General features: G+C 48.3%; 21 protein-coding genes. 2 read left to right on the top strand and 19 right to left on the bottom strand.

Annotated elements, in window-relative coordinates; genetic code table 11:
- Positions 1-19: 19 nt before the first annotated feature.
- From ABEW34_RS15825 to ABEW34_RS15815, 3 genes are all read right to left on the bottom strand, one after another.
- A complete protein-coding gene (locus tag ABEW34_RS15825) occupies positions 20-913 on the bottom strand; it encodes a carbohydrate ABC transporter permease (RefSeq protein ID WP_430160143.1) in 894 nt (297 codons plus the stop codon).
- Positions 914-1,598: 685 nt separating this feature from the next.
- Complete coding sequence (locus ABEW34_RS15820) at positions 1,599-2,522, bottom strand: ABC transporter permease (RefSeq protein ID WP_338554937.1); 924 nt, start codon at positions 2,520-2,522, stop codon at positions 1,599-1,601.
- Between the two features lie 348 nt (positions 2,523-2,870).
- Entirely contained in the window at positions 2,871-4,892 is a 2,022-nt protein-coding gene (locus ABEW34_RS15815) for a beta-galactosidase (RefSeq protein ID WP_430160142.1), read from the bottom strand.
- Positions 4,893-5,220: 328 nt separating this feature from the next.
- Between ABEW34_RS15815 and ABEW34_RS15810 the strand changes: the two genes are divergently transcribed.
- Positions 5,221-7,497 (top strand): helix-turn-helix domain-containing protein, encoded by a 2,277-nt coding sequence (locus tag ABEW34_RS15810; RefSeq protein ID WP_430160141.1) that lies wholly within the window; start codon positions 5,221-5,223, stop codon positions 7,495-7,497.
- Between the two features lie 102 nt (positions 7,498-7,599).
- Positions 7,600-8,145, top strand: coding sequence for a glutathione peroxidase (locus ABEW34_RS15805; protein WP_430160140.1), 546 nt, complete (start codon positions 7,600-7,602; stop codon positions 8,143-8,145).
- A gap of 108 nt (positions 8,146-8,253) precedes the next feature.
- Here the strand turns inward: ABEW34_RS15805 and ABEW34_RS15800 are convergent, their stop codons facing one another.
- From ABEW34_RS15800 to ABEW34_RS15725, 16 genes are all read right to left on the bottom strand, one after another.
- Positions 8,254-8,931, bottom strand: a complete 678-nt coding sequence (locus ABEW34_RS15800; protein WP_430160139.1) for a TIGR00266 family protein — start codon at positions 8,929-8,931, stop codon at positions 8,254-8,256.
- Between the two features lie 59 nt (positions 8,932-8,990).
- On the bottom strand, positions 8,991-9,617 hold the full coding sequence (locus ABEW34_RS15795) for an RNA polymerase sigma factor (RefSeq protein WP_056034011.1): 627 nt from the start codon (positions 9,615-9,617) through the stop codon (positions 8,991-8,993).
- 46 nt (positions 9,618-9,663) lie between these two features.
- Positions 9,664-10,224, bottom strand: a complete 561-nt coding sequence (locus ABEW34_RS15790; RefSeq protein ID WP_430160138.1) for a hypothetical protein — start codon at positions 10,222-10,224, stop codon at positions 9,664-9,666.
- Between the two features lie 375 nt (positions 10,225-10,599).
- Positions 10,600-11,706: a toxic anion resistance protein gene (locus ABEW34_RS15785; protein ID WP_430160137.1), complete on the bottom strand. Its 1,107-nt coding sequence runs from the start codon at positions 11,704-11,706 to the stop codon at positions 10,600-10,602.
- A gap of 39 nt (positions 11,707-11,745) precedes the next feature.
- Positions 11,746-12,426, bottom strand: coding sequence for a hypothetical protein (locus tag ABEW34_RS15780; RefSeq protein ID WP_430160220.1), 681 nt, complete (start codon positions 12,424-12,426; stop codon positions 11,746-11,748).
- A gap of 37 nt (positions 12,427-12,463) precedes the next feature.
- On the bottom strand, positions 12,464-13,495 hold the full coding sequence (locus tag ABEW34_RS15775) for an ATP-grasp domain-containing protein (protein ID WP_430160136.1): 1,032 nt from the start codon (positions 13,493-13,495) through the stop codon (positions 12,464-12,466).
- A complete protein-coding gene (locus ABEW34_RS15770) occupies positions 13,492-14,343 on the bottom strand; it encodes an HAD family hydrolase (protein ID WP_430160135.1) in 852 nt (283 codons plus the stop codon). Before ABEW34_RS15770 ends, ABEW34_RS15775 begins: the two co-directional genes overlap by 4 nt.
- Positions 14,340-15,521, bottom strand: a complete 1,182-nt coding sequence (locus ABEW34_RS15765) for a cysteine protease StiP family protein (RefSeq protein ID WP_430160134.1) — start codon at positions 15,519-15,521, stop codon at positions 14,340-14,342. The genes ABEW34_RS15770 and ABEW34_RS15765 overlap by 4 nt, the downstream gene beginning before the upstream one ends.
- A complete protein-coding gene (locus tag ABEW34_RS15760; protein ID WP_430160133.1) occupies positions 15,518-16,951 on the bottom strand; it encodes a phosphoribosyltransferase family protein in 1,434 nt (477 codons plus the stop codon). The genes ABEW34_RS15765 and ABEW34_RS15760 overlap by 4 nt, the downstream gene beginning before the upstream one ends.
- Positions 16,896-18,101, bottom strand: a complete 1,206-nt coding sequence (locus tag ABEW34_RS15755; RefSeq protein ID WP_430160132.1) for an HpcH/HpaI aldolase/citrate lyase family protein — start codon at positions 18,099-18,101, stop codon at positions 16,896-16,898. Before ABEW34_RS15755 ends, ABEW34_RS15760 begins: the two co-directional genes overlap by 56 nt.
- Before the next feature lie 157 nt (positions 18,102-18,258).
- On the bottom strand, positions 18,259-18,999 hold the full coding sequence (locus tag ABEW34_RS15750; protein ID WP_430160131.1) for a TerC family protein: 741 nt from the start codon (positions 18,997-18,999) through the stop codon (positions 18,259-18,261).
- An 18-nt stretch (positions 19,000-19,017) separates the two neighbouring features.
- A complete protein-coding gene (locus ABEW34_RS15745; protein WP_430160219.1) occupies positions 19,018-20,388 on the bottom strand; it encodes a TerD family protein in 1,371 nt (456 codons plus the stop codon).
- Positions 20,385-20,963 (bottom strand): TerD family protein, encoded by a 579-nt coding sequence (locus tag ABEW34_RS15740; RefSeq protein WP_056034033.1) that lies wholly within the window; start codon positions 20,961-20,963, stop codon positions 20,385-20,387. Before ABEW34_RS15740 ends, ABEW34_RS15745 begins: the two co-directional genes overlap by 4 nt.
- A 140-nt stretch (positions 20,964-21,103) precedes the next feature.
- Complete coding sequence (locus tag ABEW34_RS15735) at positions 21,104-21,679, bottom strand: TerD family protein (protein ID WP_430160130.1); 576 nt, start codon at positions 21,677-21,679, stop codon at positions 21,104-21,106.
- A 36-nt stretch (positions 21,680-21,715) separates the two neighbouring features.
- The gene (locus tag ABEW34_RS15730; protein ID WP_430160129.1) at positions 21,716-22,318 is read right to left on the bottom strand and encodes a TerD family protein; all 603 of its coding nucleotides are present in this window, start codon (positions 22,316-22,318) and stop codon (positions 21,716-21,718) included.
- A 171-nt stretch (positions 22,319-22,489) separates the two neighbouring features.
- Positions 22,490-23,257: a VWA domain-containing protein gene (locus ABEW34_RS15725; RefSeq protein ID WP_430160128.1), complete on the bottom strand. Its 768-nt coding sequence runs from the start codon at positions 23,255-23,257 to the stop codon at positions 22,490-22,492.
- Positions 23,258-23,389 lie beyond the last annotated feature (132 nt).

The raw sequence follows: 23,389 nt of genomic DNA, 5'->3' as shown, positions 1-23,389 counted from the left end.
TGTGCACTCTGGTACAGTTCTAACCTTTTACAGCTCCAATCGTCAAGCCTTTTACAAAATAACGCTGAACGAAAGGGTAAAGGAACAAAATCGGGCCGGTTACAATAATGGCCATCGCCATCTTTGTCGACTCCATCGGCATATCGCCGCCAAGCGAAACGCCTGTGCCCGCTCCCATCTGTGACAGGAAGCTCATCGCATTGATGATGTTGTAGAGATAATATTGAAGCTGGTACATCGTCGTGTCATTAATGAACAGCGAGGATGTAAACCAGTCATTCCAGTAAGCCAGCGCCAGAAACAGCCCGACGGTTGCAATGCCCGGCATCGACAATTGCAGGACGATGCGAGCGTAGATTGTAAAATCATTCGCGCCATCGATTTTAGCCGATTCCGTTACCTCATCGGGAACGGCGGAGCGGATGAAGTTTTTCATCAATATAATGAGAAACGGCGTCATAAGTCCTGGAAGAATGAGCACCGCATACGTATCGGTGAGCTGCAAATATTTCGTCAGCATAATGTACCACGGCACAAGTCCGCCTCCGAACAGCGTCGTGAAATAAATAAAGAAGGAGAAAAAATTCCGATATTTAAAATCTCTGCGCTGCAGGACGTAACCGGCCATCGTAATGAAAAACAGACCGAGAAATGTGCCGACGACTGTCGTTATGATCGTTACTGTGTAGGCATTGATGACCTGCTGCGGGAATCGCAGCACTGTTGAGTAGCCTTCGAGTGAAAACACCTGCGGGATCAAATGATACCCGTCGCGGAGAATTGATTCGTTCTGGGTGAACGAAGCTGACACAATGAGCAGAAACGGAAACAGGCAAGCGACGGACGTGAGCAAAATAACTACAAAAGCAATAATGCGGAACAGCAGCATATAGCTGTCGTCTTTGATTTTCATAAAGTAACCTCCATGTTCTCTTTGTGTCGGTGATTAGAATAAGTGCGCGCTTGGTGAGATTGGAGCGTCGCTGCGTAAAAGGTTTGGCCTACGATCGCCATTGCCCGTGGAAATTCGTCAATATACCGCCAGCGGTAAATTTCCACGGACAAAAGCGAACGCTCACGCTTCTCCAGCTCAAACCTTTTACTCCGCTCGTCCTCCTCACCCGCCCCCTCCTTCTAAAACACAAACCACAAAGCTCGAATTCATACAGCAGAAAACAATTGATTTGACGCTTATAAATGTCTACATCTTTGTGTTTAAGATCCCTTCGCTCCCATGCTTGAGCACTCGCTTAGGCACAAAACAAGTACACTTGCTCTAGAAGGTACAACATAAGCAAGAATACGGCCAAGTAATTGTTTCTGGTCTTGCCCTTGGCTCTTGGCTCTTGGTTCTTGGCTCTTGGTTCTTGAACTAAAAGGTAGAGCGCAAGTGCGTAAGCAACTAAGCTCCCTTTTTCCTCCCATTTAGGAGGGAGATGAAAAAGGCGTAGTGGAATGGAGAGGTTGAGCTGGAGAAGCGTTAGCGTTCGCTTTTACCCTTGAATTTCCCCCTATGGGGGTATTTCATAGAAATTCAAGGGTAATGGCGATCGGAAGCCAAGCTTTCCATGCAACACAGCCTCTTTTTCAACGCGCTCCTAAAACAGCGCGTATTCGTCGTTGATTTTCCGAATAATATAGTTGACCGTCATAATGAGGATAAAGCCGAACAACGATTGGTAAAGACCCGCAGCAGTCGACATCCCAATATCAAACGTTACTTTCAGCGAGCGGTACACATACGTATCGAGAATGTCCGTCGCATCATACAGCACGCCGTTGTTGCCGATTAATTGATAGAACAAGTCGAACTGTCCTTTCATAATGCTGCCGAGAGCGAACAGCAGCAGGACGACGAATGTCGTTTTCAGCATGGGAACCGTAATGTACCAAATCCGTTGAAAAATGTTGGCGCCGTCAATTTTGGCAGCTTCATAATATTCATCACTGATGCCTGTAATAGCGGCTAAATAGATAACCATGCTGTAACCGAGGTTTTTCCATAGATAGAACAAAATAATGAGCGGCACCCATACCCAAGGTGTATTGTATACATCCACCGGCTCGATGCTCAGCTGCTTGAGCAGCGTGTTCAAGAATCCGCTTTCATAGTTGAACAAATTGTACACGATAACGCTCAGGATAACGAACGATACGAAATAAGGCAAAAACATAACGGATTGCGTCAGCTTCTTGAACCATTTTGTTTTTAGCTCGCTTAGCAGAATCGCCAGCGCGATGGCAAGCACATTGCCAAGCCCGATAAAGGCTATATTGTAGCCAATTGTATTTAAGGTCAATTTAGTCAAAATGCCGGATTGCCATAAAAATTTGAAGTTTTCCAGCCCAACGAATTCACTATTGAATAAGCTCGTATTATAATCGAACCTCGTGAAAGCGTAATAGATGCCGACCATCGGTAAATAGGAATTGATGATGAAAAATAAAATTGTCGGCAGCAGCATGAGAAATAAAATGCGGTTGGTGATCAGCTCGTGAAAAAAACCTCTTCTGGTATTCATGCAGGCTATGTCTCCCCTTTCAGCTTTCAGCTTTGCTTTTTCTTGTTTTCATTTGTACGGCGCTAGCTGCAATTGCCCTCATGCTCACTTGCTTAACTTCTTGGCAACTGCTGCTGCTGCGTCGTTCGTTGTGCCCTCAGTGTATAGCAGGCTCGAAACGCTCAGCTAGAGCAACATCAGGCAATTAGTGAAAAATGCTGCGAAAACACAGGTGAACGAATTGCACCTCTATGCATTTTTCAGCTTTTCACAGGCTGTCTACTAACGTTGCTAAGTGAAAAAAACATAGAGAAAAAGCCGCTTTTCCCGGTGTGAACAGGAAAAACGGCTCTTCTATAGCAGCCTCGCCTATGTCGATATCTTCAAGATCATGACGCCATATGGTTCGATTGTTATTGCGCCAGACAAGTGTTCAAAGGTCAGCAAATCGGTGTATTCTGCTTCTCCCAGTTCAAGCTTGGACTCAAAAGGATTATGATTCAGTACGAAGATGTAAGCTTCCTCCCCTTTATGACGCTGGGCAAGCTCGACTCCGGCATCCGCAAGGAGCGGTGCCCCGATGCCATGCTTCTCGCAAAGCGTCTGCACGAGCCCGCGCAGCAGCTTCTGCTCAGGAACCGTCGCCACATAATAGGCTTCGCCTTCCCCGTAGCGATTGACGGTTAGCGCTGGCATCCCCGCATAAAAATCGGACCCATAGCTGCCAATGGCCTCTGCGCCCTCCAAATGAAGCAAATCGCATAGCAGCTCACACTCATAAGAGCCCCCGGCTATATAGCCAAACTGCTCTCCCACTTCGATGGTGTTGCGCATATCCGGCGTCAAGCTGTCGATTTCTTCGACCCACACGCCAAGCAGCTTTCTTAACGCGCCTGGATAGCCGCCCAGCGTGACCAGATCATTTTCATTGACGATACCGCTGAAAAAGGTCGTAATAAACGTGCCGCCAGCCTGCACGAACGCTTCGATGCGCTCGGCTACGCCCGGCTTCAGCATATACATGACGGGAGCGACGACGATCTTGTACTTGGAGAAGTCGCTGAGCGGGCTGATGACGTCCATTTGAATGTTTTGGTCATAGAAAGCTTTATAATAACGCTGCGCCTGATCCAAATAGTTCAAGTCCACACTTGGACCGCTCGTGATCTCAACGGCATTCCAGTTGTCGATATCAAACAGCAGCGCGGCTTGTGCATGTACCGTGGCATCCAGCAGCTTGTCGCCCAGCGCCTCAAGCTCTTGCCCAAGCTGCGCGCATTCACGGAATACGCGTGTATGCTCATGCCCGACATGCTCGATTAACGCGCCATGATATTTCTCGCAAGCGCCGATCGAGCGGCGCAGCTGAAAGAACATCACCGTGTCGGCACCATGCGCGACCGCCTGATAGCTCCACAGCCGCATGACGCCCGGGCGCTTGAGGCTGTTGTAGGGCTGCCAGTTTTGCTGGCTTGGCGTCTGCTCCATCAGCATGAACGGCTTGCCCTGCTTCAGGCCCCGCATATAATCATGGCGCATCGCCACATTGCCCATCGGCTCATTCATTTGCGGATAGCTGTCCCAGGACACGACATCCATCGCATCGCCCCATTTTTGCAAATCAAGGCCGTTGAACAGCCCCCATATATTGGTCGTAATCGGCAAATCCGGGGTAATACGCTTCAGCTCCTCATACTCTCCTTTATAGCAGTCAAGCATGGAATCGGACATAAACCGCTTATAATCGAGTGCCATCGGCTGAAAATGGCGGTTGTCTCCGTTGAGGTTAGATGGCGGCACAATATCTACCCAGTCATACACCGTATGGCCCCAGAAGCTCATGTTCCACTCTGCGTTCAAGCGTTCGATGGTCCCGAACTTCGCCTGCAGCCAGACGCGAAAAGCTTCCGCACAATGATTGCAATAGCAATGTGTGCCATACTCATTGTTAATATGCCAAATGAGCAGCGCGGGATGCTCCTTGTAGCGCTCGGCTAGCTTCGCCGCAAGAGCACGGGAGAAACGGCGGTACGTCTTGCTATTCGGACAAAAATTAGTACGGGAGCCATGCGTCCGCTTCCGTCCATCTACATCCACCGGCAAAATATCGTCATACTTGCGTGACATCCATGCCGGCTGTGCAGCCGTCGAGGTGGCGAGGCAGGCATAAATCCCATTTTCAGCTATGAGATCCAGCAGCCTATCCAGCCATTCGAACTGATAAACGTCCTCGGAAGGCTGCAGCTTCGCCCAGCTAAATACCGGAAGTGTAACGACATTAATGCCCGCCTCCTTAAACAAACGCATATCCTCCTGCCAGATCGCCTCTGGCCATTGATCAGGGTTATAGTCACCGCCATACCAAATTTTTGGAAGCTTGGAATGAATCATTTTGTCACTTTCCCTTCGACTTATCCATATTGCACTGCGAATTCGAGGAAAAGTCTAAAGGAAAGCAATAGCTTTGTCATCTGAACGTATTGGTTTTGCCAAAAAGTTCACTCCAGTTCGGTTTGTTCACAGCGTTCAGAGCAAGGCCGTTCAATTTTATGCATAGAATACATTGTACGGTTGGCAAAGTGAAGTTTATAATATGAACAGAGATGCATGAGGGATCAGGTGAACAAACTGACATATGCGTATAATCAGGAAACCGATATCTAAACCAATTAGAGACTTATAAAAAGTAAGCGCTTACTAAGAAAAGAGGGGGACAGCTATGAAAGCCAACGCATGGAAAAATAACGGAAAGCTCTACAGCAGGTTTCTGCTCAGCATTACATTATGTATCGTATTGACGCTGCTTATTTCGTCCTTCTTCTATTATCTTGCTTATACAAGGCTGGATTTGAAGCAAGCCTATTTATCCGACGTCAGCAGCCTGACCCGAACGAGCCAGGAAGTGAACAGCATGACGGAGAGCGCCCAATCGCTCACCTTCCAGCTGTACCGGACGTTTACGATTTCCAAGCTGCTTTTTTATACGAAGCCTAATATTTATGATGTGACGGCAGCTATGAATGACTTGACCAACTACTTGAGCTCCATGCCGTTTATTGAGTCGATATATGTATACAATTCAGTGAGCAATCAATTTTATATTGCCAATCGTTCGGGGCAAAGCGGGATTTTTACCAAGGAGGAAATTTCCGATAAAGGCATTTTACAGACGTTAGACGATTTCCAGACGTATAAGCCATTTACTCCAATCCCGCGTTCCTATGTTCCCGAGGAGACCGGCAGCCCTTTATTGCCTGGCCAGCCTTCTCCCGTGCAGCATGTCTATACTTATTTAGGCTATGATGCGGTCGGCAAAAATCAAACGATAAATTCGGCAGTCATCGTTAATATTTCATCGTCGTGGATTAATAAAGATATTGGAACCGCCTCCAGCGAGTCACTCGGCAAATCGTTTATTATCGATGATCGCCAGCGCATGCTTTCGCGTGATACACTTGCCCTCAAATCGCTGAATAAGCAAGATAATGATAGGCTTATATCGCAAATTTTCGGGCAGCAGCAGCCGGGCTATATTGTGGCGCAATTTGACGGCCAGAAATCGCTCATTTCCTATACGTCCTCGGATGCGCTCGAATGGCAATATGTTCGTGTCACGCCTTATGGCGAAATTACAGGAAAAGTAAGTGCCATTCGCAATACGACGCTTGCTATTGCCGCCGCGATTTTGGCCATCGGCCTGCTTATTTCCTGGCTGCTGTCACGTATGCTCTACCGCCCGATCCATCATATTATGGATAAAATGCATATGCTCGAAACAGAGCGGCGCAACAGCTCCTATACGATCAGACAAAATATTTTACGCAATTTGCTGGAGGGCGCACAGCAATTGCAGACGAAAACCCAGCTCGACAAGCTTGAGCAAAGCGGCATTACGTTTGATTTTACAAACCATTACCGCGTTGTATTAATAAAAATTGATGATCTGGAATCGCTCAGAGAAACGCGGGGCAATGATCTGCTCGCTTATAAATTCGCCATTATGAACATTAGCTGGGAAATTGGGCTGAAGCATTACCGCGTCGAAACGGTTGATATGAATGAAGACAGCGTTGTGCTCATGCTTGGCCGCCTCGAATCGACGGAACAGCCGGATGATGAGCTGCTGCGGACGATGCTGCTGCAAATTCAGCATTCGAGCCTGGAATATTTGCGGATAGGCATTTCTATGACGTACAGCCCGGAGGCGAACCAGCCTCAGCAGCTTGCCTCCCTCTATAAGCAGGTGAAGGAGGCTTCGCTGCATCGCTTATTTTATGGGCAGGGCTGCTTGATCTATTCGCAGCAGATTATGGAGCTGAAAGCGAAGGAATATAAATTCCCCGTCGATAAGGAGAAGAAGCTGACCGATGCGCTGATGGCTTCCAAAAGTATCGATGCAAAGCAGATTTTCGCCTCTATTGTAGAGGAGACGGCTGACTATCCGATTCACGTCGTGCAGCTCGCTATTTCCCATTTAACAATGACGGTCAATACGATTTTGTACACGATTCATAAAAATAACAGCCTCGAGGTCGAAACCGGGCTGAATACGAACATCCCTTCACTCGATAAATTCGAGACGGTGGAGGAAATGAACGCCTTATTTTTCACCTTGTTTGATGATATTCAGGCTAGGCTTATGGAAAAGCGTACGGTTAAGCAAAGCGATCTCATTCGTAAAATCAATGAGCTGATTGAGCGCGACTTCGCGAACTCCAATCTATGCTTGAATTGGATTGCAGAGGAGCTGGATATGTCCTCCATCTATATTAGCCGGGTTTACAAGCAGCAGACGCTGACCGCTGTCGTCGACGTCATTAATCAGGTGCGGCTGGAGCATGCCAAAGATTATTTGGAAAATACCGATTGGTCCGTCGTGGATATTGCAGATAAAAGCGGCTATACGAGCAGCTCCTATTTCCATCGCATGTTCAAGAAAAGCTTCGGCGTCACCCCCGCCGACTATCGCAAAACCAGACTCGCCCAGCATGGCTGATCGGCATAGGTGAAAACTATAATCTTTATCTCTATTATATATTAGACCAATAAACCAAATTGTCCTATGATAGGTTGTATAGCGCCGAAGGGAGCGATCAACTTGTCCATCTATGACTTTCAAGTTAAAACGATAAACGGAGAATGGCTGGATTGGGCAGCCTATCAGGGGAAGGTTGTCCTCATTGTTAATACGGCGAGTAAATGCGGTTATTCCAGCCAATTTGCCGCACTCCAGCAGCTTTACGAAACCCATCACCAGCAGGGATTGGAGATACTCGCTTTCCCCTGCAATCAATTTAATGACAAAGAACCGGGCAGCGATGCTGAAGTAAAAGCCTATTGCGAGCAAAGCTTTGGCGTCACGTTCCCTCTGCTCAGCAAGGTGGACGTTCGAGGCGAAACGGCTCATCCTTTGTTCCGCTATTTAGTGAGTGAAGCTCCGTTTCACGGTTTCGATATGCGAACCCCGAATGGCCAGTGGCTGGACCAGTTTTTACGTGAAAAATACCCCGATCTCCATGCCGGAGATGAAATCAAGTGGAATTTTTCCAAGTTTCTCATTGATCGCAGCGGTCAAGTGGCTGACCGTTTTGAGCCGACTGTACAGCCGCTGGAGCTTGAAGCAGCTATACGGGCACTGCTTTAAAAAAATAAAAAGCAAGGCGTCTAGCTCGTCCATCCGAGCTAAATGCCTTGCCTTTTCACAATCCTTCGACCTTCGGCCTTCGAGCCGAATCGTCTATATGCCTTCGTTTTATCCCTTTGGAATAAACTGATTAATCCAGCCGCCGAAGCTTTTCGGATTTCTCGTTTGGATCAAGACGACGCCTTCGCCACGGAACCGGCACACAACGCCTTCTCCGCTCGTAATGCTGGACAACCAGCCGCTTGATGCCTTTTCGATGCGATAATCCATATAATCTGGCCATGCTACAAGATGACCGTTATCGATGATAACTTCCTCACCAGCGGCCAGCTGCACCGCATGAATCGTTCCGTAGGAGGAAAGAAATACGGTTCCTTTGCCGCTAATTTCGACAATAAAGAAGCCTTCGCCCGACAAAAAGCCTTTCGCCAGGTTTTGCATCTTCGTATTAACCTCAATACCCGGCGTTCCAGCCAAGAAACCATCCTTCTGCACATACAGCTTGTACGATCCATCAAGCTCAATCGATTCAATATCGCCAATCGCTGCAGAAGCGAGCAGTGCTTCGCCTGGGCCCCGTGTTGCAGACAGCTCTTGAAAGAAAAACTTCTCGCCGCTCAGCATCCGCCCAAGGCCGCGCATAATGCCGCCATCAAGCGTACCTTTCAGCTCAAGGTTTGGCGACATCGATACCATCGCACCCGACTCTGCTTTAATCGTTTCGCCGCGCTCCAACTGCACCTTCAATAAAGGAAAAGCGCCGCGATATAAAATTTCATGTCTCATTTCAATTTATTCCTCCGATCATTCGTACTGCCTCAAGCTTGCCGATGTTGGCACGCTTTCTAAAAAAGCGGCCCGCTCATCATCATGCTGCTAAGAAATTTCAAGGAAGCACCACGCAAATTTAGTATGCTCCATTTTTTCTTCAATAGCTGACGCACGCGAAATAACCGTGATTTTATGGTGCCGACAGGTACCTGTGTCTCCTGGCTAATTTCGTCCAGCGACATATCGTAAAAATATCGCTTCACGACCAGTTCGCGATCCTTATCGGACAAGCCCTTCATCACCTCGGACAGCTCCTCAGATAGCTCCTGTTCCAAATACACATGCTCCGGCCCTTTATCCAGACTCGGCAGCGTTTCCTTAAGCGGCCATTGCGACATAAAATAATCCGGCTCCGCATCCAAAGAGACGCTTCGGCGCGTCTTGCGTTTTCTTAGCGTATCAATACATAAATTAATCGTAATTTGAAAAATCCAGGTCGTAAAGTTTTTCGAAGGGTCGAATTTATCGATATTCGTCAGCAGGCGAATAAACGTTTCTTGCAGGACATCCTCGCTTTCCTGACGGCTGCCAAGCATCCTATAAGCAGTTGAAAACAGCCTATCATAATAGACCTTTGTAATTTCCGCGAAAACCAACGGGTCCTTCTCTTTGATTCGAACCGCTAACTGGGAAGCATCCATAGTTTCTCTCCAAACTTAAATAGGATAATAGACTTTAACATTGGCATTACCGAATTTTGGCGATGTCCTCGCCCGCCCTCTTATACGCCTTCACAAGCTCCTGAATTTGATTAAATTCACTGTCGCCAGGCCCAAGGCCATCCATAAACATTTTCTGCAGCACTGATTTGAAAAGGGTTGTCCGCTCCTCGATGAGGCTGCGCTCCAGCTCCAAAATCTCATCCAGTGTATGGCTGTTGATGAAATCATCCAGCTCGCTCCGCTCTGCGCGGCCGCCGCCCCCATCACCGCCGTAGCGCTCACCCCGCAGCCTCTCCGGCTCTGGCACTTCCTCCTCTTCCTCGTAAGGATTCAGATTAACCGAGGAACGAATCGACGATAAAATAATATTTTCTTTCGCGAGCATAATTTGAAATGACTTGTTTTGAAATAAATCGCTCATAACGCTGCGACACAGATCACGATTTTTAAGTAAGATGCCATCGAAGGGATGAATGGTCCAATTATCATTCGAATAAAATAGATTAAATATAAATTTCTCGCTGCCAAAAACGTATTCTACGTTTATTGTATGTTCATCCAGCATCTCAAATGAAAAATCCAACATTATCGTTCCCTCCATACGAGCAGCAGGCCCGAATTCTTCCGATAAGTCAATTTTACCAAATGATCCGCCATTACGCTAATATTATATAAAATTCGACTCTATTCTCGTTTTCCATAGAACGATAACAATGGCCGCATCTTCCTGTTCTACAGAAAATACGGCCCTGCCCACGATTATAATTGGTTATGCTGCTCTAAAATGGCCTCTACCCGTTCGCTGGTGGCAACGATAATCAACGTTACAATCAATAAGCCGAGCGTGCCTACTGCAATCAAAGACAACCATCCTCTCATTCCATCGCTTTTGTTAAGCCTATGAATGAGTGGCGCCATCTATGTGTATCGTTGTTAAAATAGAACGAGCCTCCTGCTATATTTAGCTGAGCAGCCTGTCTATGTCGTTTGCGCCAGCAGCTCCACTGCTAATGGCCGCTTGCGATTGTCCGCCTGTTTCCAAGCCTAGACGCTTCGACATGCTTTGGTTGATTTGCGCCAGCTTCTCCGTATGCGTTTTGCAGGTCGCGATAATGTCGCGGTTGGATTTTTCCGATGTGTCGAGCGCTGTAATCAGATCGGCAATCGCCGTATTGACAGCCTCCAGCGACATCGCTGGTTTTTTGAGCAGCTCCGCCGACTTTTCCGTTGACGTTTTGAGCAGCTCGGCATTGCGCTTGAACTGGTCTTCAATCGTGCTGTTTACACTCTCGACTGCATTGGCGATTTTCAACTGATCCTCGATAGCGAGCGTAATCATCGCCGACACCGTAATCAGATTAGACGCTTTATAAATGCTGTTGTTGACCGCATCAATCAGCTTGTCGCTGTTGTCATTGACGATGTCCGTCGCAGCAACCGCCTGATTGAACAGCAGTATATCCTCGGTCATCGACTGGATGCGGGTGACGACTTTACGCAAGCCACGCTCCAGATACGTTTTGCGCTGCTCATTTTCCGGCTTGGCAATTTCCGATTCGAACAGCTCCTTGAGCCTGTTGCCCATGGCGATCTTCTCTTGCAGCGAATAGATTTCCTCAAGCGAGCTGCGCTTGAGCGTACGCATATTCACAATGCTCTCCTCAAGGCCATCCTTGCCATCCCGCAGCCCCTGCACAATCGCATCAATATTCGTCCTTACGGACTGATATTTATATACGTAGTTTTTCACAGGCGACTTGCGGATCAGCTTGCCAATAAAGCCGACATTTTTACTTTGCTGCAAAGATTCGCATTCATTACGCAGCGACAAAATCAGATTTGATACTTGGCTGGACCCGCCTGACATGAGGGTGGCAACCGGACGTTCCAGCTGCTTAAGTGTCGCGCCCGCACGCTCCTGCGTCTTGGCGCCCAGCTTGCCCATCTCGTCCATTAAGCCATCGAGTGAAAGCGTATCGGCCTGTGCTACCTTCTGAATAATGACGGCCGCTTCCTGGACGGCCTTCTGCTCGTCTTCTTTTTTCAATTGAATCGTTTGTATGGACACTTAAATTCCCTCCCCACGGATTTTCAATCTGACGTGCAATTAAAACTCCGAGTAGTTGTAGCGTTTGTGAATAACCTCCGCCTTGGTTTGCAGCTCCATCAAATCCTTGTGTTCAATCGTTGCAACAATTTCCGAAATTTTTGTATTAATATCCCTCAGACCATTTAGCAAAATACGGCGGTTTTTCGTTTTGGCGTCGCCGCTCAGCCTTAAGAAAGGATTGATGACGCTGTTCAGCTCCTTGAGCACAAGCCGTCTGACCGTATGATTAATTTCATCATTATTCAGCTCAGACAGGAGTGGCAATACCCGGTGCAAACGGAGAAAAAGCGAACAGGACTTTTCCACAATTTCATTGTCCAGCGTGTTTTTCTGCCCTTCGGATATCACCATATCCTCCAGCACTTCCAAATACTCCAGCACGGGATCAAATATAGGACTAATCGCCGGTGCTGGCGCAGATGCAAATGTCCCGCCTCCGCCAGAGGAAGAAGGCTGCACAGCTTCCGGCAGCTGCCCAGGCCCAGAAGAAGCACGGGCAGGCGATGGAATCGCATCGATAATATTGGTTTTGCGCAGCAGCCGCTTCTCATCGAGCACCACACCCGTGAGCGTAGCTGCGACAGGAATAAGCACCGTTATAAATTCTGGCAGCAGCCAGCTTGTTGCAGCGGCAATAACAAGTCCGATTGCCGCTCCGATAATCGAGCGTTTTTGAATCACTCTCTCACCCTCCAACCTGCTGTGCCACTCGCTTCTATTCGAATGCTGTCAAACGCATCGGCTGCTCAACGTGGCTCGCAAGCACGCCATACTCAGGCGTCAGCTTGCCCACCTCTCCCCCAAGCGCCAGCTTGACCGCCAGATAAGGAAAGTTGATGCCGCTTAGACAGGAAACATGGAGACCGCCAGACATCCGCGGATTAATCTCCAGAAGCTTGGGCACTCCATTTTTGTATTTCATTTGTATATTATAATTGTAAGGGATTTTGTACGTTTCTGAAACCCTTTGGGCAATTTCCAGTAATTCCGGCACATTGTCGAGCAGACGCAGACGACCGCCCGCTTTACGGCGCGGAACTGCGGCAAGCAGCTCCCCATTTGGCGCAGCTAGGCAATCAATACTGTATTCAAACCCGTCAAGCAACTCCATCACCATTAAATCGCCAAACTGCGGGACGGCCGATAAGGTACGGTACACCTCTTCAAACGGCAGCGCACGCGACACGGACCCGAACAAATCCGCCAGCTTGTCGCGCTCATTGTCAATGATGCGGAAGCCTTGTCCACCTTCGCCATCCGTTGGTTTAAAGCAGACGCGATGCCCCTTGGATACCAAATCGTCGTAGGCCGCCTTAAACTGCTCTGCCGTTGAAACAACATGATAATCAGGAATGACCATAATGCCGCTTTCGCTCACCGATTCATAAAACTGATCCTTGACCATCAGCTTGCCGAGCAGCTCCTCATCCTGGCAGACGACGACTTTAACGCCTATTTCATCAAAACGCTTGATGCTCTTCACAATATCCAGCATATTCAGTCTTGGGACGAACACATCTATTTTATACCTCAAACAGAAATCAATACAAAAATCAACATAAGCCTCCCCTTTAAAGGGCGGCTCAACCTCCGCCACATCGCAAGCCTGCAGCGACATATGCTTCGGATCGGAATGCGTGCCGTACAGCTCAAAGGCTGCTCCGTCGCTATTGTTACGAATCGCATTCATATAATGATAAGCGACCGAAAACCAGCGGTTAAACCATACTTTTGTTACGTTGCTCATACGTTCGCCTTCCTTTCTACTGCTGCTGCTGTCTTAAACTCAGCCAATACAGTGGACACAAAGTCCAAAATTTGCTGCGATGCCCTAATGCCCGAATGTGTTGTAAACGTGTAAGCCAAATTTCCCGGCTCACGCTGCTCCTGGCGAAACAGCTCGCCGTGCCTTGGAGCAATCGCATGGCTTGCCGCATCCAGCAGGCACTGATCCAGCAAGGAATCGCCGGAGGCAGCAACGACCGTCGCCCCAAGCTGCTGCTTCAAGTGCAAGAGCGCCGCGCTTTTGCTCACCTCATTTGGCACAAGATATATTTTGCGTCCTTGTACCGACACTTTCCAGCCAAGCGCCGTAATTCGTTCCACAGCACGGTTCACCTGCTCGGTTGGCATCCGCTCGCGATCAATGACGTAGGCGAAAAAAAGCTCGTCGCAATAACGTTCGCCATGAATCCAATCCGTACTCGCCACCTCATCGAAAATCGCTTTAATTTCCGCCGCCGGAGCCGCACTAGCCGCGATAAGCGTCTGGATATGTGCGCTCCAAGCAACGTCTCGTGCGCCATTCACCAAAATATTGCCGCCATTGCTCGTAATCGCATAAGTTGGCGCTATATGATCGCGGAACAGCTCAATTCGATTGTACTGCTCCATCGTCCGAGTCGTCACCGGAATAAAATGAACCTCCTGCGCGATAGCTTGCAGCAGAGGCAGCATTTCCGTCAAAAAATACGACAGCACTTGACCATCCTTCGTTTCTGCGGGCATCACAAGCCCCGAGCCCTCCGCACCATCCAGTCCCATCGATCTCGTGGAATAAATGAGCGTCTGATCAAGATCACTGGCGAAAATCATACAGCTTCCTCCTCGGCGGAAGCAGCAATATCCGCCTTCTTATTTTTCGGTTTAATAATGCCGCAGCAGGAATACGTCAGTTCAGGGAACACTTCCACCGGAACGCCGCGATCGCTAGCCAGCAGCAAAATATGCTGGAGCCCCGGGTTATCCAGGCGGTCAACGAGAATTTTCCAAGGCACGCGCCGCAGCAGCACCCGTGTCGTCTCCCCAACGCCCGGCTTCACCAAATTAATATCCTCGATGCCGTAAAGCTTTTGAATCGCTTTTATATCCTTCAGCCCCTGCCAAGTTACCTCAGCCTTCTCGTCCATCAGCTTCACAGCTTCCTGCTTCGCCTGCTGCGATATTTGGCTGAAATACGCGGATACCGTATCGATGAAATGATTCGACAGATCATCCTTCATCCATTCCTTATAAAACTTCGCTCCATGAAAATCATCCGGCCCAATCATATCGCCCCGCAATACCGTGCGGCTCATCAGCCCGGACACGGTAGAATTAAGGCAAGCACTCGGAATGAGGAAATCCTCGCGGGTACCGAATATACTTGAGCTGCAGGCTGGATCGGCAAGTACCGCGAGCTCCGCATCTAGCTCGATCCCATACTTCTGCTTAAAGGTTCGACATGCTTCAATCAGAACCTGTGTAATCGCTCCTTTACCCGTCCAGCCGTCAACGAATTGAAGCTTCGCTTCGGGCCCATGCTGCTGCAAAATGTAAAGCAGCGCATTTTCATCAATGCCCTTGCCGCGAATGATCGAGATGCTGTAATGAGGCACATCAAGCCCACACTGCTCCGCTATGTAGCGTTTCATAAGTATGCCAATTGGCGTGCCCGCTCTCGCTAAAGAAACAATTACCGTGTGCTTGCCGCTGCGCGCTACTACCTGCTCCGCAACGATGCCCGCAGCAAGTGCTACCCGCTGCGCAGACTCCGTCAATGTCTGGTGAAACAATCGAATATATTCAGGTGTTGGCTGATATTCGACGGGCAGCATTTCCGAATAATGCACGCCGGATTGGATCGCTTCCTCACGATCCTCGGTTCCCCGCTCCAACTGCACATCACTCAAATCCTTCAATAAAAAAACGACGTCGGAAGGCTTATAGCTGCCAAGCGGCTTCGGAGCCCTGATCGGTTTTTGCAACCGTTGTTCAAGCAAGCTTCTGCTCATGCCTTTTCCTCCTTATGACTGCCCTTTGATGGACCGCAAACTATGACGTTGATTTGCCCAAATCCGCATGCTTGCAGCGCCGACAGCAATGGAGCAAGACGATCCTCCGGCCAGTCACGCTCTGCAAAAATAAAGCAATCGTCGTATTGCAAGGCACCGACATTATAAAAAAAGTTCCTCACCTGCTCATCTTCCGGTGATGGAAACGCCTGTCCCGATTTAATCGCATAATCTGGCTTATCAATGGGATGAACAGGGCTTCTCGTCGTTGAATGGTAAAATACACCTTGCCCCAGCTCCGCCGCTATTCGCATCGGGATATACATAAACTCACCCGTGCCCAGACATAATGTGCGCTCGCCTGTTCTAATGCTTCTCAGCTTCGCACCTGCTTCTGCAACACTGGCATCCAGCGTCCCATTATCGCTGGAGCGAACGCCGAAGCGTCCCGTTCCTGCCACATAAGGCGAAGCATTCTCCGCTCCCGCTGAATCAACCGAGCTGTAGGATGCGAGCTCGAACAGCTCGTCCAAATACACTTTATTCAGGCGACCGCTCGCAGGCGTTTCAGCCAGAGTCTGAGCGCTGGCTGCTACCTGCTCGGGCGAGCTGCCTTCCACCCTAATTGCGCCCTTCATTAGCGATAATACTTCAATCGATACGCCAAGCTCTTGTGCTGCTTCCACAAAACGCTGCTCATCCGCTTCTGTTCTCCAGTCGAGCAGCGATGCTACTATATATTGTCGACGGGGAAATTGCCTTTGGATATCCCGTATTATGTTCAAGGCTGTTTTACCAGTCGTTAGCTCATCATCGACGAGAACGATCGGCTCATTACCGTTAAAAAAGGCCGCATCCAAAGCGTAGCATCGATGTGCAACCGCGTGGGAATGCTCCTCTTCAAAGCTAATGAGCGATTCCATCGCCGGAATCTGCTCCCTAGTCGTATGAAGATAGGTGCAGTCTTCACTGAACACGCGATACATGCTATGCCCAAGTGCTGTTGCTGTTTCTGCAAAACCGATAAACAGCGCTTGCTCAGGCAGCTTTAGATTAGCTTCAATCACTTGATGGTACACCTGCTCTGAACGTCCCGGATTAGTCAAACCTTCAATAGCGGCATCCAGCAGTTCATTAGCCAGAGCATGCTGCTGTTCATCCGCAGCGTACCTTTTATAAAGCAGCAGAGACAATGCCGCGCCGCTAAGCAGCGAAGTATAAGGATTAACAGGAAGATGCTTGCCCAGTACTTTGCTGACAAACAGAAAGGCCCGCTTCTTGTTCATGCGCGCTGCCATGGCAAACAGTGTATCCGGGGATAATCCGAATGGGTTTGCTGTTACCGTTACCGATACTTTAAGATCATCTACAATGTTATACGTATGCTTGCTCTTGGCTTGCGAGTAAGGCGATAAAATGTTGTTCTTCATGCAGCACCCCGTATATTTTTGATCTTGCAATTACGCGATTAGCCCAATTCATATGGGGTTTCACTTCATTCATCTTATTGGCATAATCGCTCTTAAGCACGCCTACATAGCCGTTATGGCTAGCAATAATGCTCTGTGCATCGATATATTCTTCATACGTCACCGCATAGAGCGATTGCACCGGCCGAATATGCGACGGGTGTATAATCGTTTTGCCAATAATGCCGTTTTCCTTGTCCATCATGACTTCGCGCAGCAGGCCATCCGTTTCTGGTGCTGCCGAATGCCGCAGGGGCCAGCGCTCTCCTTTTCCAGGCAGCTGCTCCGGCTGTAGCGGAAACAATGAAGGAACAGAAGCCTGCTTGCTGCTCGAAAAATATTCCCATACGGGTCCCGAGATGACATATGAGGCGTCCATTCGCCCAAATATATTTATAATATCCGCCATACAATCGCGAACAGGAAGAATATCGTATATGGTCATGGTTTTGCTGCGGCGCAGGCCAAATAAACTGGAGAAGTCTGTCGCTCCAATACGCACATTGAGCACATAACGCTGATAACGATCGAGAAGCTGCTTAATGGCCAGCAATTCCTCCAGGCGTGACTCGCGATAAATGATAGCAGGCGTTTCTAGTATGGGCAGCCCATAAAGCACCGGTGAGCCAACACTTTGCTGACGGTTAAAAGCAGCGATTTGACTAAAATAAGCTTCGCCGTTTGCTGCTGTAAATTTCGGAAAAATAAAGCCGGTAATCAGGCTGATCTTTTCTTCCAGCCGCTCGATCATACGGGCAAGCTGCTGCGCGCTGCGAATGCGAATGAATAGTAGAGGAAGATGATCACGCGATAACGAACCAATTTTCAAAAAAGAGGATAAACGAAAAATTTGCTGCAGCAGGGACTCCTCTGCCATCTCCACCAAATGGTCGCCAACCGCATCCTCCAGGTCAATGACCATCGTCGTCAAACCTTCATGCTTGCGGTTTAAAATATCTTCGGAAATCGTGGGGCGGGTAGCCGGACAATACAAAGCAGCTCCGACGGCATAAGCGAGAAGCTCCCGCTCCGTCGTATGATCGAATGGGGTAGGTGCCGAGAAGAAAACCGCTTCTTCTTCCTCCCAGGTAAAATAATCAAAGTATCGCATTCCGGTTTCCTCCTGATTCATTCCAGTAATCGACACTGTTCCAATTACTCGGCCCCGATCGCCAAATACGCGATCTACTCATAAAAAAAATAATCCCCCCTTTAACCAGGAGGGATTAAGGGATCATTACCCGCATAAACCGCTATTTAAACATGGTCTAGTTGCTGTTTGAAGTACCCTTCTTTTGTTTCATGAGGCTTAGTACAATCGTACCGCCAAACAAAAGGCCAATTAGGGCAAAGAAGTAGAGGTGAGGGATCTCGATATGGAAAGCCCCCAAAACCATTTTAACTGCGATTAACGCAATGAGGAAAAATGCCGTTTTTTCCAGCTCAGGAATTTTCTCAATCAGCTTGAGGAATACTTGGGCCACGCCGCGCATCATCAGAACGCCGAGAATACCGCCAAGGAACAATACCCATACTTCCTTGCTGACGCCAAATGCCGCGATAACGCTATCGATACTGAATGCAATATCCATTAATTCTACAGCGATAACCGTTCTCCAGAACGATTGCCCTTTGTTTTCAACACTGTCTTCGCCGCCGCCCTTGAACAAGCCTTTATAAGCGATGTACAAGAGATAAGCCGCACCTAGGAATTTGACGGCTGTGAACGTAACTAAATACGTACCAAAGCCAATCGCCAGAAACCTGAAAATATAAGCGCCCAAAATACCGTAAAACAACGCTCTCTTTTGCTGCTCCTTCGGTAAATGCTTAACCATAACAGCGAGCACAAGCGCATTATCGGCGGACAACAGTCCTTCCAATATAATCAGTGTTCCAATAATTCCCCAGCTGACAGGGTCGGAGAGGGTAGTTACTACTGCATTCCAATCAAAGAAATGTCCGTAGTTCTCCACAATGCTTCTGAAAAAATTCGATAGCCAGTCCACTTCATTCTAACCTCCATTTTATTTGCTTCCTGCAACCCAGCTGAGACCCCAATCGAAAGCACTATCAAGCTTCCGATGCCCTTCAAAATACCGAACAATCCGCTCAATGCTGAACGTTTCATTGTTCACATTCGTAATCATCGCAATTGCACACATCGCCTGTCCATTGTCGTATTCATCCAGCTTAACGACAATATCCGGGCCGCCTTGCTGGCTAAGCGTGACGACTCCGTCAGCCTCGGACCAGCGCGTCACCCCTTTGTAAATAAAGGTGAAAATGAGCAGACGCTTAATTTCCTTAATTTTCTCTCCGTTAATCCGGATATTTTCACCCGTCGTTACGGAGCCTGTCCGATCATCGCCGTCAAGCATCACGTATGGCGCTCTGTTCAAGGAACCGAAGCTGTTGCCAAGCGCCTGAATTACGCCTTTGCTGCCATCTTTCAACTCATACATGCAAGCGAGGTCAAGATCAATACCCGTACGTTTGAACAATCCGCCGCCGGCTTTCTGGTTCCAATTGAGGTTAACCAAAATTTCACCCAAGCCACCGCTTTGCTTCGTCAAATTAATGACATCGCCCTTCTTCTTCAGCTCAATTTTGGAAAAGTTGATTTTCGGCGCTTCTGAAGTCGGCTGCTGCGAAGCAGCAGGTGCAGATGGTGCAGGCGCTGGCGTAGAACCAGGCCTTGGCGGAATGACGATGCGCGAGCCTTGCGTCTCCTGTGGCTTAGGAGGCGCTGGCGGAATCAGCGGATTCCGTGGTGCAGAAGACGTCTGCGGTGCAGGCGGTACTGGCGGCGCAGGAGGAGGCGTAGGAGCAGCAGGAGCTTTGGGCTCGTCCTTCACTTCAATGCCGTAGCTTCCGCATAAGTCTTTCAGCCCGCCAGAATAGCCGGCCCCAATCGCATTAAATTTCCACTCCTGATTGTACCTGTAAAGCTCACCGATAACAATTGCATTTTCCACCGAAAAAGGCTCACGCAGATCATAACGAATGAGTTCCTGGCCCGTACTTTCATTCAGAAAACGTATGTATAGGCCGTTTACCCCGCTGAACTGCTGATTCCGTTTTTCGCCATCGTAAATGGTCAGCGTAATTGCGATTTTCTCGACTGCAGCGTCGGTACGGGAAAGATCAATCTTGAACTGCTTGCGGTCATTGCCGCCCGGCGATTCAACATAAGATAGAAAAGCATTCGAAGGATTGCCGTAAAACAGCAAATCATTGTCGCTTCGCACCTTGCCGCTTGCAGCTAACAAAAACGCAGAAGTATCGATTTCGAAGGAGGAAGGGGCTGACCATCCCAGTGCAGCCGTAATCCGGGTCAAACCCGGATTAGACTTGGTTACATCAGCTTTCTGCCCCTTTACGAGCGCTACCGTCATACCTCTAGGCCGTAATTGCGGCAAAGATCGGCTAGACCACCAGCGAAGCCACTTCCAATCGCCTGGAACTTCCAATCGTTCTCATGGCGGTAAAATTCGCAGAATACAACTGCCGTTTCCGTCGAAAATTCTTCACCAAGGTCAAAACGAAGCACTTCGTTGTTATTCGCCTCATTGACTACTCTTACGAAAGCACTGCTCACTTGACCGAAGTTTTGCTGGCGAACAGGAGCATCATGAATCGTAACTGTTATGCCGATACGCACGATATGTGCTGGAACTTTGCTGAAGTCGATAATGACTTGCTCATCGTCGCCTTCACCCTCGCCGGTACGGTTGTCGCCCGTATGCAGCACAGCCCCGCCGTATGTTTCTCTATTATTGTAGAAAATAAAATCTTCGGCTCCCTTGGCCTTTCCATCAGCATGGAGCAAAAATGCAGAAGCGTCAAGGTCAAATTCGCTGCCGCCTGCATATTTATTCGTATCCCAGCCCAGACCGACAACTACTTTGGTCAATCCTGGATTTGTTTTTGTGAGATCGATACGTTGGCCTTTAGACAAGTTAATAGACATATGTTTTCCCCGCTTTCTAGAAGAGTGATGTTTTAGAGGTTCGATAGGTAGAAAAAAAGCTGTAAAGGGGCTTGCCCTCCCCTCCCGCCCTATCGCTCGCGAGAAAAAAGGACCTGCCCCTGCTGTTATGCTTTTAAATGTTAGTTCAAGCCGAAGTCGCGAGCCAGACCGCCCAAGCCGTCTTTATAGCCGCTTCCGATTGCGCTGAACTTCCATTCGCCGCTGTGGCGATACAGTTCGCCAACAACAACGCCCGTTTCGATCGAGAAATCTTCGCCCAGATCGAATTTGATCAATTCTTCGCTGCTTGCTTCATTCACAATGCGGATGTACGCATTGGAAACTTGTCCAAAGTTCTGGTTGCGAGTCTCTGCATCGTAGATCGTAATAGCGAAAGCTATTTTTTCTACATCAGCAGGCACAGCTGCCAGTTCTACTTTGATTTGCTCATCGTCTCCGTCGCCTTCGCCTGTACGATTGTCGCCTGTATGTACGACGGAACCGTTCTCATTGGATGTATTGTTGTAGAATACGAAGTTTTTCTCGCCTTCTACTTTACCTGAAGCTGCCAAAAGAAATACCGATACGTCGAGGTCAAATTGGCCGCCGCCGTCATATTTATTCGTATCCCAGCCTAGACCTACCAAAATTTTGGAAAGTCCTGGGTTTGTTTTCGTCAAGTCTACTTTTTGACCTTTGGATAAGTTAATTGCCATTGTCAAAAACCTCTTTTCATTTATATGGGATGGGTATTACTTGTATCGCGCCGCCAATATATCAATATGTGGCGCTTGGGCTCCTTCACCGATAGCGTTGAATTTCCATTCGCCATTGTGACGGTAGAGCTCGCCTGTAATAAGAGCGGTCATGCCAGCGTAATTATCCGTCAAATTAAACTTAACCAGCTCTTGCATATTATTCGCATTTAAGACCCGGATATAAGCCGAGTGTATCATGCCGAAATCCTGCTTTCTTGCTTCCGCTTCATAAATGTTGACAACGACTAAAATTTTCTCCACGTCGGCTGGCACTTTCGCCAGATCGATGCCAATTTGCTCGTCATCGCCATCCCCTTCACCCGTAATGTTGTCACCCGAGTGAATGACCGAGTTGCAGGCACTCTGTTTATTATAGAAGCAGATGAGGCTTTCGCGGCTTGCCAGCTTTCCGCTCGCATTCAGCATTAGAGCTGAAGCGTCACAGTCAATGTTAGCCGCCTGCTTCCGTCCCATTCCGAAGAAGCTTTTTTTCTCTTCCACCGCTGGGTCCCAGCCAAGACCAACCATCAGCTTGGTAAGACCGGAGGTTCCTTTGGTCAAATCAATCTTCTGTCCCTTAACCAGATTAATACTCATGTTCGAGGTCACCTCCTTCCCACATCAGGCGAAGCAGCTTCGTCATCCGTGGCTTTCGTTTTGATTCTACCTTTTCTACGCATGTAGCGCCCAACAAGTTTCAGAGAATTTTGGCGAAACGTATAAAGATTTTATAAAGGGAAGGATGTGCTGGATTAACATGACATTTATTTAGAATAATTGCTTTTCTTTCGCTTCTTTAATCCATGTCGGAAACTCAACAAGCAGGCTGTCATACAAATCGTCATCGGAAATTTTATCGAGGTTTTTCACCTTAAGGAAATTCGCATTGTCGATATAACGGCCATCCAGATTGTCCAACTCGTCCAGGAAATAGAAACGCTCATTGCCTATGCCGACAAACTGAAAGAAGATCCCAAGTCGTGACAAGCCGCGAATCAGCTCGCGCGTCTCCTCTTTGTCGGAGTTGTCCCCATCTGTGAAAAATAGGACATACACGGGCGGGTCATTTTTAATCTTGGATGCATCAATTTCATATTCCGTCCGGCCGCCCAAACCGAGAAAACCGCCCTTGCGGGTAAGCTTCAATGCCCCCGGATAATAAAAATCTGCGATCTGCTTCATGACACCCGCATATTGCGTACCCATCTCAAGCTTATGCTTGCTCGTAATTTCCCGCTCTACAAACTGATAAAAATTCGCTTGATAAATTTCCCCAATTTCATGATTGCTCAGTCCAAAAGCGAATACATCCGCCGCACCGTTATCATCGAAATTCATCGCAAGCGCAAGCGCGCGCTCCGCCGTTTTTTGAATAATGCCGCTTCTATACAAATTCGTCATCGAACCGGAAATATCGAACACGGCTGCCACGCGAGCAACCTGCCCCCCTAGCCCCCGCTTGGTTAAGGAAATCGTTGCTTTCTTCTTCAAATCAATCAAATTATCTTCCGCTTGCTTCCTTAGATCAATACTCAAAGAGATCCCTCCTTAGCTTGATACTGTTAACTATATCAAATCTAATATAAAATGACAAAAATCCCAATGTACATTGCTGGTTTTTTACTTTTTTCGACAAAACGCATACCCGCTATCATTACCCATTTTTTG

The organism is Paenibacillus algorifonticola (assembly GCF_050481745.1).
GTDB lineage: Bacteria > Bacillota > Bacilli > Paenibacillales > Paenibacillaceae > Pristimantibacillus > Pristimantibacillus algorifonticola_A.
This window is presented reverse-complemented; position numbering and strand designations above follow the sequence as displayed.

Bases quoted from the DNA above. Each gene is read 5' to 3' on its own strand.
- ABEW34_RS15825 (WP_430160143.1), bottom strand. From the start codon at position 913: ATGAAAATCAAAGACGACAGCTATATGCTGCTGTTCCGCATTATTGCT.
- ABEW34_RS15820 (WP_338554937.1), bottom strand. From the start codon at position 2,522: ATGAATACCAGAAGAGGTTTTTTTCACGAGCTGATCACCAACCGCATT.
- ABEW34_RS15815 (WP_430160142.1), bottom strand. From the start codon at position 4,892: ATGATTCATTCCAAGCTTCCAAAAATTTGGTATGGCGGTGACTATAAC.
- ABEW34_RS15810 (WP_430160141.1), top strand. From the start codon at position 5,221: ATGAAAGCCAACGCATGGAAAAATAACGGAAAGCTCTACAGCAGGTTT.
- ABEW34_RS15800 (WP_430160139.1), bottom strand. From the start codon at position 8,931: ATGAGACATGAAATTTTATATCGCGGCGCTTTTCCTTTATTGAAGGTG.
- ABEW34_RS15795 (WP_056034011.1), bottom strand. From the start codon at position 9,617: ATGGATGCTTCCCAGTTAGCGGTTCGAATCAAAGAGAAGGACCCGTTG.
- ABEW34_RS15790 (WP_430160138.1), bottom strand. From the start codon at position 10,224: ATGTTGGATTTTTCATTTGAGATGCTGGATGAACATACAATAAACGTA.
- ABEW34_RS15775 (WP_430160136.1), bottom strand. From the start codon at position 13,495: ATGAGCAACGTAACAAAAGTATGGTTTAACCGCTGGTTTTCGGTCGCT.
- ABEW34_RS15770 (WP_430160135.1), bottom strand. From the start codon at position 14,343: ATGATTTTCGCCAGTGATCTTGATCAGACGCTCATTTATTCCACGAGA.
- ABEW34_RS15765 (WP_430160134.1), bottom strand. From the start codon at position 15,521: ATGAGCAGAAGCTTGCTTGAACAACGGTTGCAAAAACCGATCAGGGCT.
- ABEW34_RS15760 (WP_430160133.1), bottom strand. From the start codon at position 16,951: ATGAAGAACAACATTTTATCGCCTTACTCGCAAGCCAAGAGCAAGCAT.
- ABEW34_RS15755 (WP_430160132.1), bottom strand. From the start codon at position 18,101: ATGCGATACTTTGATTATTTTACCTGGGAGGAAGAAGAAGCGGTTTTC.
- ABEW34_RS15745 (WP_430160219.1), bottom strand. From the start codon at position 20,388: ATGACGGTAGCGCTCGTAAAGGGGCAGAAAGCTGATGTAACCAAGTCT.
- ABEW34_RS15740 (WP_056034033.1), bottom strand. From the start codon at position 20,963: ATGTCTATTAACTTGTCTAAAGGCCAACGTATCGATCTCACAAAAACA.
- ABEW34_RS15735 (WP_430160130.1), bottom strand. From the start codon at position 21,679: ATGGCAATTAACTTATCCAAAGGTCAAAAAGTAGACTTGACGAAAACA.
- ABEW34_RS15730 (WP_430160129.1), bottom strand. From the start codon at position 22,318: ATGAGTATTAATCTGGTTAAGGGACAGAAGATTGATTTGACCAAAGGA.